Source organism: Azospirillum sp. TSH100 (assembly GCF_004923295.1).
Classification (GTDB): Bacteria; Pseudomonadota; Alphaproteobacteria; order Azospirillales; family Azospirillaceae; genus Azospirillum.
The window spans coordinates 592,417-607,374 of sequence record NZ_CP039637.1 but is presented as its reverse complement, the minus strand read 5'-3'; the positions used below and the strand labels follow the sequence as shown (position 1 = coordinate 607,374).

General features: G+C 70.7%; 1 protein-coding gene. It reads left to right on the top strand.

The features are described 5' to 3' along the window. Positions 1 to 356: 356 nt before the first annotated feature. Complete coding sequence (locus E6C72_RS24140) at positions 357 to 14,957, top strand: non-ribosomal peptide synthetase/type I polyketide synthase (RefSeq protein WP_158280106.1); 14,601 nt, start codon at positions 357 to 359, stop codon at positions 14,955 to 14,957. The last annotated feature ends 1 nt before the right edge of the window (position 14,958 follow it).

Sequence of the window (14,958 nt, the reverse complement as noted above, 5' to 3'; positions counted from 1 at the left end):
GGGCTCATCCCTCGATCACCAAATAAAGGGGAATGGTTATATTTGAGTATGAATAATTATCTTGCAGAGCAATCAGTTGCTTCTGACAAGTTCATTGACAAATTCGCGCTATAACGTCACTAGAAGAAAAATATATCTACCTATTTTGATCCAATCAAGAGATTATGCGTCGCGTATCCCGGAGAACGCATGAGGGTATACTGCAAAAAATTGCATGCAGCGGTGTGGGTTTGCTGCTGCGCATGAAAAGATACAATGATTATGACAGATTTTTTCTCGCATATTCCTATATGTAGATTGATGCATCTCAGCGTATGCAAGGTACGCTGCGCTCCAACCCCAGCCCCGCAGCTCCGATGACTGACCGCAATATTTCCGAAAAGAATTCCTTTCTGACGGCAGCCGCGGTCGTTCCGCTCGGCGCCACCCTCACCGCCTCGCTGGCGACAAGCGCCGATACCTGCCGCGGGCTCACCTACGTGCTGTCGAGCAGGGAGGAGCGGCAACTGCCCTACTCCGCCCTGCTGGAACGGGCGCGCCGGTGGCTGGGATTGCTGCAGGACCGCGGCGTGCGGGAAGGGGACGAGATCGTCCTGGTCACCGACGACCTGGAGTTGTTTACCGCCGTCTTCTGGGCTTGCATCCTCGGACGGATCATTGCGGTGCCGGTGTCGACGCCGACCAATGACGAGGGTGCGCTGAAGATTCTCAATGTGCTGGGCGTGCTGAACGGCCCGTGGCTGCTCTCTGATCAGGCGCTGGAGGACCGGCTGGCCGCTGCGGCAGCCACGGCCGGCGGGCACGGGGCGGAAATACTGACGCGCATGGCCGGACGGGTTCTGGCCATGGCCGGGGCGGAGGTGGGAGGCCGGCTCGCCGACCCGGTGCCGGTCACGCCCGACGATGTTGCGATGATCCAGTTCTCTTCCGGCTCGACCGGCAAGCCGAAGGGCGTGACCCTGGCGCACGCCAACCTGATCGCCAATGTGCGGGCGATCATGCATCACATGGGGCCGTCGGGGTGCGACGCGCGGCTGCTCAACTGGATGCCGCTGACGCACGACTTCGGCATCATCTGCTTCCATATCCTGCCGGTGGTCTGCGGACTCGACCACTGCCTGATCCCGACCAAGCTGTTCATCCGTAACCCGCTGGTGTGGATGCAGAAGACCTCGGACTTCCGCGCCACCCTGCTGGGCGGCCCCAACTACTCCTACCGCCATCTGCTGAAGCGCTTCGACCCGGCCAACCCGCCGGACTGGGACCTCGGCTGCGTGCGCGCGGTTATCAACGGCGCCGAGCCGATCGCCTGCGACCTGATCGAGGAGTTCCAGGCGGCGATGGCCCCCTACGGCTTTGCGCCGGGCGCCATGATGCCGTCCTACGGGCTGGCCGAAGGTACGCTGATCGTCAGCATGACGCCGGTGGGCGCCGGCCTGTCGTCGCACGCGGTGGACCGTGGCACCGTATCGCCCGGCCTGCGGGTGCAACCGAACGACGACGCCTCCAGCCTGGAGCGGATCGTCTTCGCCGATGTCGGCACGCCGGTGGCGACGGCAGGGGTGCGCATCGCCGCCCTGGACGGCACGCCCTGCCCGGACGGGACGGTGGGCAGAATCCAGATCAGCGGGCCGAGCGTGATGCGCGGCTATTACAACAACCCCGAAGCAACGCGCGCCGTGATGTCGGAGGACGGCTGGCTCGACACCGGCGACCTCGGCTACCTGCGCGGCGGGCGTCTGGTCATCACCGGCCGGCGCAAGGATGTGATCATCCTCAACGGCGTCAACTACTACCCGCAGGACATCGAACGGGTGGCCGCCGAGGTGCCCGGCCTGGACCTCAACATGGTGCTCGCCTGCTCGGTCCCGATGCCGGGGGAGGAGCGCGAGGGACTGGCGCTGTGCCTGCTTCACCGCAAGAGCCTGGAGTCCCTGATCCCGCTGGCGGAGCAGGTGGGGGACCGGGTGGTCCAGAAGATCGGCGTCTCCGTCGATTTCTGCCTTGCCGTGCCGAAAATCCCCAAGACCACCAGCGGCAAGGTGCAGCGTTTCCATCTGGTGGAGCGTTTCAAGGCCGGCGCGTTCGACGAGCAGATCGCCACTCTGCACCGCCTGTCGGCCTCGCGCGGCGTCGCGTTGCGCGACGCCTGGACGGCCGGTGACCGGGCCGCCCTTCTGGCCGCGCTGGCGGCGGAGGCCACGCGCATCACCCCGGCCGGTCCGGTCGGGACCGACAGCGCACTGATGGACGCCGGTTTCACCTCGCTGCGGCTGGTGGAGTTTCTGAACCGCATCAACCGCGCCCTCGGTCTGGCCCTGCCGGTCACGGTGATGTTCGACCATCCGACCCTCGCCGCCCTGGCCGACCGCCTGCTGCACGAGGAACGCCCCGTTGCAGCCGACGAAGAGGTGCCGGTGACCCTTCTCCCCGAGTCGGTCCCCGCGGCGCGAAAAGAGCCCACGGCTGTCCGCGACGCCATCGCCGTGGTCGGCATGGGCTGCCGGCTGCCGGGCGGGGCGGAGACTCCGGACGCGTTCTGGGACCTGCTGCGCCGGGGCGTCGACGCCACCGGGCCGTTCCCGGACGACCGCTGGCCGGCGGCGCTCAATGGCGCGGCGACCACCGACCGTGGCGGCTACCTCAGCGGGCTCGACCGCTTCGATGCGCGCTTCTTCAACATGACGCCGGTGGAGGCGGAGGCGCTCGACCCGCAGCAGCGCCTGCTGCTGACGGTGAGCTGGCAAGCGTTCGAACATGCCGGTATCGATCCGACGCGGCTGAAGGGCTCGCGCACGGGCGTGTTCACCGGGATCAGCGGGGCGGACTATGTGCAGGCGCAGGCGCGCACCGGCGCGCTGTCCGACATCGGCCCGTATGCCTTCACCGGCAGCGCCACCAGCGTCGCGTCCGGCCGGCTGTCCTTCTTCTATGGGTTCGAGGGGCCGAATCTGGCGGTGGACACCGCCTGTTCCTCCTCCCTGGCGGCGGTTCATCTGGCGGTGCGGTCGCTGCGCGGCGACGAATGCGATCTGGCCTTGGCCAGCGGCGTCAACCTGCTGCTGAGTCCGGAGATGCAGGTCGTCCTGTCGCGCATGAACGCGCTGTCGCCCGACGGCCACTGCAAGAGCTTCGACGCCGCGGCCGACGGCTATGCCCGCGGCGAGGGCTGCGCCGCGGTGGTGCTGAAGCGGCTGGACGACGCCCTGCGTGACGGGGACCGCGTGCTGGGTGTGATCCGCGGCAGCGCCATGAACCATGACGGCGCCTCGAACGGCCTGACCGCCCCCAGCGGCAGCGCCCAGCAGGCGGTGCTGCGCGCGGCGCTGGCCGACGCCGGGGTGGCGCCTGACGGCGTGGACTATGTCGAGGCGCACGGCACCGGCACCCCGCTGGGCGATCCGGTGGAGGTGATGGCGCTGGCCGCCGTCTATGGTGACGGGCGCCCGGCCGACCGGCCGCTTCTGATCGGCTCGGCCAAGAGCAACATCGGCCATCTGGAGGCCGCCGCCGGCATCGCCGCCCTGTGCAAGGCGATCCTGGCGCTGGAGCGCGGCACCCTGCCCGCCTCCCTTCACCTGCGGACGCCCAACCCGATGATTCCCTGGGCCTCGATCCCGGTGCGCGCCCTCGACGCCGCCTGCCCCTGGACGGACAGCGGGGACGGACGCCCGCGCCGCGCCGGCGTCAGCGCCTTCGGCATGAGTGGCACCAACGTGCATGTCGTGCTGGAGGCCGCTCCGGCCTCGCCGGCGGCGGACGTCGTTGCCACCGCACCGGCGCTGCTTCCCCTGTCCGCCCGTACGGAGGCCGACCTCGTGGCCCTGGCCCATTGCTATGCGGTGGCACTGCAGAGTGCGGATGACAGGCTGCTGCACGATCTCGCCCACACCGCGGCCTGCGGCCGGGCCGCCTTCCCCTACCGCCTGTCCGTCGCCGGCCGCAGCGCCGAAGCGGTGGCCGGGCGGCTGGCCGCCGCCATCCCGCAAGGGCGCGAACCGGCCAATGCTGTGCCGCGCATCGTCTTCGCCTTCTCCGGCCAAGGGTCGCAACAGGCCGGGGCTGGGCGCGGCCTGTTCGAGCGCGAGCCGGCCTTCCGCGATTCCCTGCACCGCGCCGAGCGGGTGCTGCGGGGCCAGTTGCCGCGTCCGCTGACCGAGCTGATGTTCGACGGCACGTCGGAGGATCTGGCTTCCACCGCCGTGACGCAGCCGGCCGTCGTCGCCTTCGGCATCGCGCTGGCCGATCTGCTGCGCAGCTGGGGGATCGTCCCGGCCGCCGTGCTCGGCCATTCGGTGGGCGAGATCGCCGCCGCCGCCGTGGCCGGGGTGTTCGATGCCGAGTCCGCGCTGACCGTCGCGGCGCGGCGGGGAACGCTGATGCAGGCGCTGCCCACCGGCGCCATGGCCGCCGCCGCCTGTGGCGCGGCGAAGGCCGAATCCGTCCTGGCCCGTGTCTCCGGCACCATCGCCGTCGCCGCCGTCAACGGACCGGAGAGCCTCACCCTGTCGGGCACGCATGAGGCGGTGGAGCAGGCGATGGCCCTGCTGCGCGGGGAGGGGGTGCGCGTCACCCGTCTGGACGTCTCCCACGCTTTCCATTCGCCGCTGATGGAGCCGATGCTGGCGGACATGGAGGCGGTCATGCGCGGCCTGCGGCTGACCGAGCCCCGGCTGCCCGTCCATTCCACCGTCACCGGCCATCGCGCCGCTCCCGGCCTGCTGTCAGACCCCGCCTATTGGGTGCGGCACGCCCGCGCGCCGGTGCGCTTCCATGATGCGCTGCAAGGCGTGCCCCTGGATGCCGGCACCGTGTTCGTCGAACTGGGCGCCCGGCCCAGCCTGGGATCGCTTGCCGCGGCCTGCCTGCCTGAGGCGCCATGGCTGGCCTGCTCCGGCGGACCGGATCCCGAGCTGCGCCTCGACGAGACTATCGGCCGGCTGTTCGAGATGGGCGCGCCGGTGTCCTGGCCGGCGGTCTTCGCCACCCGCCCCGGTCGCCGCGCCACCGCCCCCATTTACCCCTTCCAAGGTCAGACCCGCTTGCTGCCCACCGTCCGCACCAATGCCGGGGTGCCGGCCGTTCCGGTTGCCGTTCCCGACGCAGTCCCGGTTTCCACCCCCATACCTGCGGTTTCCGCATCCGGTCCGCCGCGTCGTGCAGGCATCGCCGACAGCATCCGCGGCATCCTGCGCGGCATCGCCGGTCTGGCCCCGTCGGACATCGAGCCCTCAGCCAACTGGTTCAGCCTGGGTCTGGATTCGTTGCTGATCGTCCAGTTGCAGCAGGCGCTGGGCCGCGAGTACGGCGTCGAACTGCCGCTCGCCGAAATCCTGGAGCATGGCAGCACGCTCGACGATCTGAGTGCCCTGCTGGACGCCCGCCTGCCCGTGCCTGCGGCTCCCCCGCCGGCTGCGGCCACCCCGCCCTCGCCCCCGGCCGCCGTCGTCGCCGGCAACGGTGTGGAGGCGCTGCTCGCCAAGCAGATCGACGCCATGGGGGCGCTCTTCCAGCAGCAGCTCGCCGTTCTCCAGGGGGCTGCCCTTCCCACCTCATCCCCGCCTGCGCCCGCTCCCATGCAGGCCCACGCTCCCGCCGGGACGGCACCGGCACCGGAGATCAAGGGCCTCTTCAAGCGGTTGCCCGGCAAGCGCGAGGGATGGGGGGAGGCGCAGCACGCGCACATCCGCCGACTCGCCGCCGCCTACAACGAACGCACCCGGGGCTCCAAGGAGCATGCCGCCCGCCATCGCGACGTCTACGCCAACCCGCGCGCCGTCATCGGCTTCCGGCCGGAGTGGAAGGAGCTGACCTATCCGCTCCATGTCGAGCGCGCCGACGGCCCTTACGTCTGGGATGTGGATGGCCATCGCTACGTGGACATCACCATGGGCTTCGGCGTCACGCTGGTGGGCCACAACCCGTCCTTCGTGCGCGAAGCGGTGGCGGCGGAACTGGCGACGGGCGCTCCGCTCGGCCCGCAGACGCCCAAGGCCGGCACCGTGGCGCGCCTGATCCGCGAGATGACGGGGATGGAGCGCGTCGCCTTCTTCTCCACCGGCAGCGAGGCGGTGATGGTGGCCGTCCGGCTGGCCCGCGCGGTGACCGGACGCCCGAAGATCGTGCTGTTCGTGAACTCCTACCACGGCACCTTCGACGGTGTGCTGGCAGTGGGCTGGGCGGACGGGCAGCGCGTGACCACCATGCCGGTGACCGACGGCACGCCGCAGCGCATGGTGGATGACGTCCTTGTGCTGCGCTACGGCGATCCGGAAGCGCTGGAGGTCATCCGACGCCACGCCGGAGAGCTGGCCGCCGTTCTGGTCGAGCCGGTGCAGAGCCGAGACCTCGTCGTGCAGCCGGTCGAGTTCGTGCGCGAGCTGCGCTCCCTGACCGCGGAGAAGGACATCGCCCTGATCTTCGACGAGATGATCATGGGCTTCCGCATCCATCCCGGCGGCGCCCAGCGCTATTTCGGCGTGACCGCCGACATCTGCACCTACGGCAAGATCGTCGGCGGCGGCATGCCCATCGGCGTGGTCGCCGGCAGCCGCCGCTTCATGGACGCGGTGGACGGCGGCGACTGGCGGTATGGCGACGACAGCGTGCCCCGCGCCCGCACCGCCTTCGTCGCCGGCACGTTCAACAGCCACCCGCTGACCATGGCGGCGGCGGAAGCCATGCTGCTGCACCTGAAGGCCGCCGGCCCGCAGTTGCAGGAGACGCTGAACGCCCGCACCGCGGCGATGGTGGCGGAACTGAACGCCTTCTTCGAGGCGGAGGAGGTGCCCATCCGCACCGTCCATTTCGGCTCGCTGTTCCGCTTCGACTTCGCGGCCGATACGGAGATCCTCAACTACCACCTGCTGAAGAACGGCGTCTTCGTGTGGGAGGGGCGCAACTGCTTCCTGTCCACCGCGCACAGCGACGCCGACATCGCCTTCATCATCGATGCGGTCCGCCGCGGCGTGCAGGAGATGCGCGAGGGCGGCTGGCTGCCGCCGGGCGGCGGCAATGGGGGCGGCGGGAAGCGTTCGGCGGACACGGAACCGCAGCCGATGGCGCGTGGCCAGCAGGAGATGTGGTTCCTGCTCCAGGCCCGGCGCGAGGCGACGCTGGCCTACAACGAGATGGTGGCCGTGGACCTGCGCGGACCGCTCGACCGCGCGGCGCTGCAAAAGGCGCTGGACGCCCTGGTGGCACGGCACGACACGCTGCGCACCATCGGGCTGGACGGCGAGACGTGGCGCGCGGCTCCGCCCGCTCCGCTCTCCCTGCCCGTCCACGCCGTCGCCGACAGCGACGCGGCGGTTGCCGCCTGGCTGGCGGAGGATCTGGATACCCCCTTCGACCTCGCGGCCGGACCGCCGCTGCGCGCCGCCCTGCTGGAACGCGTCCCCCCGCTGGGGAGCGCCGACGACAGGCATGTGTTGGCGCTGACCGTGCACCACATCGTCGCCGACGGCTGGTCGCTGGGCCTGCTGGTGTCCGAACTGTCGGCCCTCTACGCCGCCGCCCGCGCCAAACAGCTGCCGGCGCTGCCGGCGCCGCAGCGCTTCGCCGATTTCGTGGCCTGGAGCGCCGCCCTGCCCCCCGCCCCGCTCCCGGCGGCAATCGAGCCGGCGCCGCCGGTGCTGTTGCCGCGCGAGGTGCCGAACACGGCCACGCCGTCCTTCCGCGGTGGGCGCATCCACCGCCGTGACCTGTCCGGACTGTATGGCCGCGTCAAGGCGCTGGCGCGGGCCGAGGGGGTCAGCCCCGTCATGGTGCTTCTCGCCGGCTATGCCCTGCTGCTGGGCCGGCTGGCCGACCAGCGGCGCTTCACCATCGGTCTGCCGGTCGCCGGCCACACGGAATCCAACATGCCGCAGATGGTCGGACAGGCCTCTGCGGTCATGCCGCTCGCGTTGACGCTTGACCCGGCGGAGCCGTTCGCGGCACTGCTCCGGCGTGTGAAAGCGGAGCTGACGGTGGCGCAGCGGGATGTGCGCCGGCTGTTCCGCCGTGAACCGGATGGGCCGGCCCCGACGGTGAACGTGCTGTTCAACGTCGACCGCGGGGTGCAGGTCGGCTTCGACGGGCTGGACCTCGGCTGGATCTCGCCGCCGGTGCGCCACCCGAAGATGGACCTGTTCCTCAACGTGATGGAGCTAAACGGCGAGGCGCTGTTCGACTTCGACCATGACGGTGTCGTGGCTGGTTCCGATACCGCCGCACGCTGGTTCGACTCTTTCGTCGCCCTGCTCGACGGCGCCTGCGCCGCCCCCGCAACGGCCCTTCGCGACCTGCCGCTGTCGGCCGGGGACCGGGCGGCACAAGCGGCGGCCACTGCGCTGCGCACTGTGGACGGTTTCGATGTGCCGGCCGCCATCGGCACCATCGCCGCTGTCGAGCGGCGGGGCGCCGACGGCCGCTGGAAGTCGGCCGAAGAGCTGGGGCGCCTGCGTGCGGACGGCACGGTGGACCTGCTCGGACCGGCCGACCGGCTGCTGCGGGGGCCGCGCGGCTGGATCGACCTGCGCGCGGTGGACGGCGCACTCGCCGAACATCCGGCGGTGCGCGAGGCGCTGGTGCTGGCCGAACCGGGTGGACTGACCGCCTTCACCGCCGGGGCGGAAGCCGTGCCGGCCGGGGTTCTGGCGGCCTTCCTGCGCGCCCGCCTGCCGGTCGACCACGTGCCGGACGTTTTCGCCGCCCTTCCCGCCCTTCCCCGCACCGCCGACGGCACGCCGGACACGGCCGCCCTGCGCGCCTGCCGTGCCGAACGGGTGCGCGGCCGCGAGGTCGTGGCCCCGCGCACGCCGGATGAGGCTCGCATAGCCGACATCTGGGCCGACGTGCTGGGCGTCCCGCACCCGGGCGTGACAGAAAGCTTCTTCGACCTCGGCGGCCACAGCCTGAAGGCGTTGACCGTCCTGACGCGCATCGGTCGGGAATTCGGCCGCGCCGTCTCGTTGCGCGGCTTCTTCGAGGCGCCGACCGTCGCCGGGCTGGCGGCGGCGCTGGCGGCCGCCGGGACGGAGCCGGACGCCATCCCGCGCCTGCCCGACGCGCCCGACCATGCCCCCTCCAACGCGCAGGCGCGGCTTTGGATGCTGGAGCAGATGGACCCCGGGCTGATCGCCTACAACATCGGCTTTGCTCTGATTGCCAACGGTGCGGTGGACGAGGCGGCGCTGCGCCGTGCACTTGCAACGCTCACCGCCCGCCACGAGAGCCTGCGCACCGCCCTGATCGAGCGCGACGGGCTGCCGCGGCAGGAGATCGCAGCGTCGCTGGTGCCGGAACTGTCCGTGGAGACGGTGCCCGACACCGGGACCGCCCGCGAGCGCGCCCGTGCCGTCACCGCCCTGCCCTTCGATCTTGCACGCGCGCCGCTGTGGCGGGTGGCCCTGGTGTCGGTTGAAGCCGGCGGAGCCTGGATCACCGCCGTGCTGCACCACGCCATCGGTGACGTCTGGTCGGTCGGCGTGTTCGTGCGCGACCTGCTGGCCCTCTACGAGGCCGAGAGCGGCGGAACGCCGGCGGCCCTTCCGGACCTGCCCCTGCAATACCGCGACTTCGCCGGATGGCAGGCGACGCGGCTCGACGCGCATCTGCCCTTCTGGCGCGACCGGCTGGCCGACCTCCCGGCGCGGCTGGAGTTGCCCTTTGCCCAACCCCGCCCGGCGGTCAAGACCTACGACGGCGATCAGGTCCACGTGACCGTGCCGGCTGCCACCGTCGCGGCGCTGCGCGCGCAGGCAGCGGCGCAGGGGGCCAGCCCCTTCATGGCGGTGGCGGCGGGGCTCTGCGCCCTGCTGCACCGGGTGACCGGCCGCACCGACCTGCTGATCGGCAGCGTCGAGGCAGGCCGTGACCACCCCGCGCTCGCCGACGCCATCGGCTTCTTCGTCAACACCCTGCCGCTGCGCGCCACCGTCGACCCGGCGGCGGGCTTCGCCAACCTGCTCGGCCGCGTGCGCACCGCCATGCTGGAGTCGGTGGAGCACGGCGACACCCCGTTCGACCGCATCGTCGAGGCGGTGGGCGTGCCGCGCGACCCGGCGCGCAATCCGCTGTTCGAGATCGTGCTGGTGATGGATGACCGCGAGGAAATCCGTGGCATCCTCGACGGCAGCGGCTTCGCATTGGAGGAGATCGACACCGCCACCGCGCAGTTCGACCTGACGCTCTACGTCACCGACCATGCCGACGGCATCGATGTGAAAGCGGCCTACAACACCAATCTGTTCGACCGCGCCCCGATCGAACGTCTGATGGCCGGCTTGGGCGCCCTGCTGACCGCCGCTGCCGCCGAGCCCGACCGGCCGCTTGCCGATCTCCGCGATGGTGCGGAGGTTGCGGCAGAGGCGGTGGCGGAGCCTACTCCGCATCAGGAGCGGCTGTGGTTCGTCGATCGGTTCGAGCGCGGCGTCCTCTACCCCGCCGGGCCGACCTATTACAACATGCCGGTCGTTGCACGGCTGGAGAGCGAACCGGACGCCGCCCGGCTGTCCGCGGCACTGGCGCAACTGGTGCAGCGGCATCCGGCCCTGCGCACGGCGCTGACGACGGAGGGCGACCGCCCGGTGCTGCGCATCGCGGCGGTGGCGGACCTGCCGCTCTCCCGCATCGCAGCACCCACCGGCGGGGGGCTCGCCGCCGTGGAGGAGGTGAGCCGGGAGTCCTTCGATCTGTCCAGCGCCCCGTTGGCCCGTGCCACCCTGTGCGTGGAGGATGGTGGCGCCGCGTTCCTGTCGCTCACCGCCCACCATGCGGTGGCCGACAAATGGACGCTCTACCGCTTGATGGACGAGTTGGCCGCACTTTATGCCGACCCTGCGGCGGCGATGCCGGAACTGCCCGCCGCCCTGCCGGAACCGGCTGGTGACCGTGAGGCCGACACCGCCTATTGGCACAGGGCGCTGGCGGGCCTGACCGCGCTGGTGCTGCCGACCGACCGGCCGCGGCCGGCCATCCACACCTACACCGCCGGGCGCGTCGCCGGCCACCTCGACGGCGCGATGGCCGGTGCTGCCGCGTCGCTGGCGGCCCGGCTGGGAGTGGGACGTGCCGACGTGATGCGAGCCGCCTTCCAAGGGCTGCTGCACCGCCTGACCGGTCAGGCCGACGTGGTGATCGGCGAGCCATTCGAGCCCGCCAGCCTTCTGCCCGCCGGCCCCCATGCCAACCTGTTGACGCTGCGCACCGACATCGACGCCGCTCCTGCCTTTTCCGCACTGGTCCGCCAGTCGGCGGAGCGGCGGACTGCGGCGGCGACGCACGCCGGCATGCCCTTCGATCATGTCGTGCTGGCGATCAAGCCGAAGAACGACATGAGTCGCACGGCGCTGTTCGACGTGCTGTTCCATTACGATGAGGGCATGGCCCGCGCACCCGAGGGCGGGCGAATCGCCGACACCGGCCTGGGTTGGGGCAAGTATGATCTGGTGCTGACGGTGCGGCCGGAGGGCGACGCACTGGGCCTCACCCTCGTCTACAACCGCGACCTGTTCGACGACGCCACCGCCGAACGCATCCTCGTGCGCTTCCATCGGCTGGTCGCACAGGCAATGGAGGCGCCCGATACGCCGCTGGACGAGCTGGACCTGATGACTGCGGAGGAGCGCGCGGCCCTGATCGCCCGCGCCGGAGCGGTGGCAGGCTACCCGCGCCACCTTACCTTGCACGCCGCCTTCGAGGCGGCGGCGGCGACCCATGCCGACCGTACCGCGGTCAGCGACGGCGACCGCGATCTGAGCTACGACGCCCTCAACCGTTGGGCGAACCGACTTGCGTACCGCCTGCGCGCGGCCGGCGTCGCGCCGGATGGGCTGGTCGGCGTCTATCTCGACCGCAGCGCGGTGCTGCCGGTGGCGTTCCTGGGCGTGCTCAAGGCCGGCGGCGCCTATGTGCCGATGGATCCGGACTATCCGGCCGACCGCTTGCGCTTCATGGTGGAGGATTCCGGCCTCGGCGTCATCGTCACCGACGCCGCGCACGCCGCCGCCGCCGCCGCCGGCCGCTTCGGCCGCCCCCTGTTGGTGGTGGATCGGCTGGAGGACGGGTCGGAGGACAACCCCGCCCCTGCCGCGCGGCCGGAGAACCTCGCCTACATCATCTACACCTCCGGCTCCACCGGGCGGCCCAAGGGCGTGATGATCGAGCACCGCAACGTCGTGCAGCTGATGTTCCACGACGGCCTGCCCTTCACCTTCACCCCCGACGACGTGTGGACCCTGTTCCATTCCCCCTGTTTCGACTTCTCGGTGTGGGAGATGTACGGGGCGCTGCTCTCCGGCGGCCGGCTGGTGGTGGTTCCGCATGTCGTGGCGCAGGAGTCCGCTGCCTTCGCCCTGCTGCTGTCGCGTGAGCGGGTCACCGTGCTGAACCAGACGCCGACCGCCTTCTACAATCTGGCCGACGCCGCCCTGGCCCGTCCTGATCTGCCGCTCGCCCTGCGCGAGGTGATCTTCGGCGGCGAGGCGCTGCAGCCCGCCAAGCTGGCGGAGTGGCATCGCAGGCACCCGGCCACCCGGCTCGTCAACATGTACGGCATCACCGAAACGACGGTGCACGTCACCTTCAAACCCATCGGCATGGCCGAGATCGCGGACGGGCAAAGCGTCATCGGCGGGCCGCTGCCGTCCTATGGCATCCTGCTGCTGGACCCGGAGATGCGTCTGCTGCCACCGGGCGTGCCCGGCGAGATCTGCGTTACCGGGCATGGCGTGGCGCGCGGCTACCTGAACCGGCCGGACCTGACGGCCGAACGCTTCGTCACCCATCCGGAACTTTCCGGCCCCAATTCCTGCGGGCGCCTCTACCGCTCCGGCGACCTCGGCCGCATGACGGCCGGGGGCGAGCTGGTCTATCTCGGCCGGCTGGACCATCAGGTGAAGATCCGCGGCTTCCGCATCGAGCTGGGAGAGATCGAACGCCAGCTCCTCACCCATCCGGCGCTGCACAGCGCAGTGGTGCTGCCGGATGGGGATGAGGCCGGCAACGGTGCCAGCGGCGACAGCCTGACCGCCTACCTCGTGACCAAGCCCGGGGCCGAGCTGTCGCGCGAGGCGATCTTCCGCCACCTGTCCGACAAGCTGCCGGATTACATGGTTCCGTCACGCTTCCTGTGCGTTGACCACATCCCGCTGACCGGCAACGGCAAGATCGATCGCCGCCTGCTGCTGGATTCCGGCGGACGGGTCCTGGGCGGTGACGGGACCGTTGCGGCGCTGCGCACGCCGACCCAGAAGGCCGTCGCCGCCGTCTGGTGCGAGGTTCTGGGCATCGACCGCGCCGGACCGGAGGACAATTTCTTCGAGTTGGGCGGACACAGCCTGAAGGCCAATCAGGCGGTGGTGCGCCTGCGCGACCGGTTGAAGCGCCCGCTGTCGCTGAAGGATTTCTTCAGTGCGCAAAATCTCGCCATACTGGCCGATCTGCTGGACAGCCGCGCACCGGAGGCGCCGGACAGGGAAGGGCCGGACACGGAAGGGATGGGCCGCATCGCGCCCGCCCCGGCGCCGGCCGATCCGGCCGTTGGCTTCCCGCTGTCCTTCGCGCAGCGGCGCATGTGCCTGCTGCAATCGATGGAGCCGGACTCCGTCGCCTACAACATGGTCGGCGGCTTCACGGTGACCGGCAGGCTGCGGCCGGACGCGCTGGCGCACGCCTTCGCCGCCCTGGTGGAGCGGCATGAGGTTCTGCGCACCCGCTTCATCACCCGCCACGGCGAGACCCGTCAGGTGATCGACCCGCCGGCGCACGGCTTCGTCCTTGAGATGGAGGACCGCCGCACCGCCGACCCGGCCGAAGCCGTCGACGCGGCGCTGAGGGCTGAGCTGCGCCACGTCTTCGACCTCGGCACCGGGCCGCTGCTGCGCGTGCGGGTGCTGGAGTTGGCCGCCACGAAGGACGACGCACGGCACTTCGGGCTGGTGCTCAACATGCATCACATCGTCTCGGACGGCTGGTCGGTGACGGTGATGCTGCGTGACCTGGAGGCGCTGTACCGCGCCGCCCTGGACCACCCGGGCCGCACCGGTGCCGCACTGCTCGCCGCCGCGGGTCTCGCCCCGCTGGCGATCCAGTACCGCGACTATGCGGCGTGGCAGATCGCGCAGGCGGCCGGACCGGCGCTGGCCGAGGCACGTCGCTTCTGGCTGGGCCTGTTCGAGGACGGCGCTCCGGCGCTGGCCCTGCCCACCGACCGGCCGCGGCCGGAGCGGGCGAGCGGCGCCGGCGCCATCGTCAATGTGACGTTGGACACCGCGCTCACCGCCGGGATCAACGCCCTGGCGCGCCGTCACGACACCACGCTGTTTGTCGTTCTGGCGGCGCTGGTGCGCGCGCAGATGCACCTGCTGTCGGGCGACACCGACATCGTTGTCGGAACGCCGGTGGCCGGGCGCGCCCTGGTGGAGCTGGAAGGGCTGATCGGCTTCCATCTGAATCTGCTGGCGCTGCGCGTGGCGGTGCCGACGGACATGCCCTTCGACGGGCTGCTGGCGGCGGAGCATGCCATGGCGCTCGACGCCTTCACGCATCAGGCCTACCCCTTCGACCGGCTGGTGGAGGAGTTGAACCCGCCGCGCGAAGCCGGACGCCAGCCGCTGTTCGACGTTCTGCTCATTCTACAGAACAACGAGCCGCTGCGCCTGTCCCTGCCCGGCGCCGTGACGGCGCCGATCCGCGATGTCAGCGTCAGCGCCAAGTACGACCTGAACTACATGTTCGAGGACCGGTCGGAAATCGAACTGGCTCTGGAATATGCCGCCGATCTGTTCGACCGCGACACCGCCGGGCGACTGGCCGGGCAGTTCGTTGATCTTGCCCGCGCCGCCGTGGACGTGCCCTCCGCCACGCTGGCGGAACTGGGCGATATGGCGGGGCTGACGGCGGCGTCCGGCGCAATGGCGCCGGCGCTCCTGCTGACCGGCAGTGCCGACGACGAACTGATGGATGCGTGGTGAG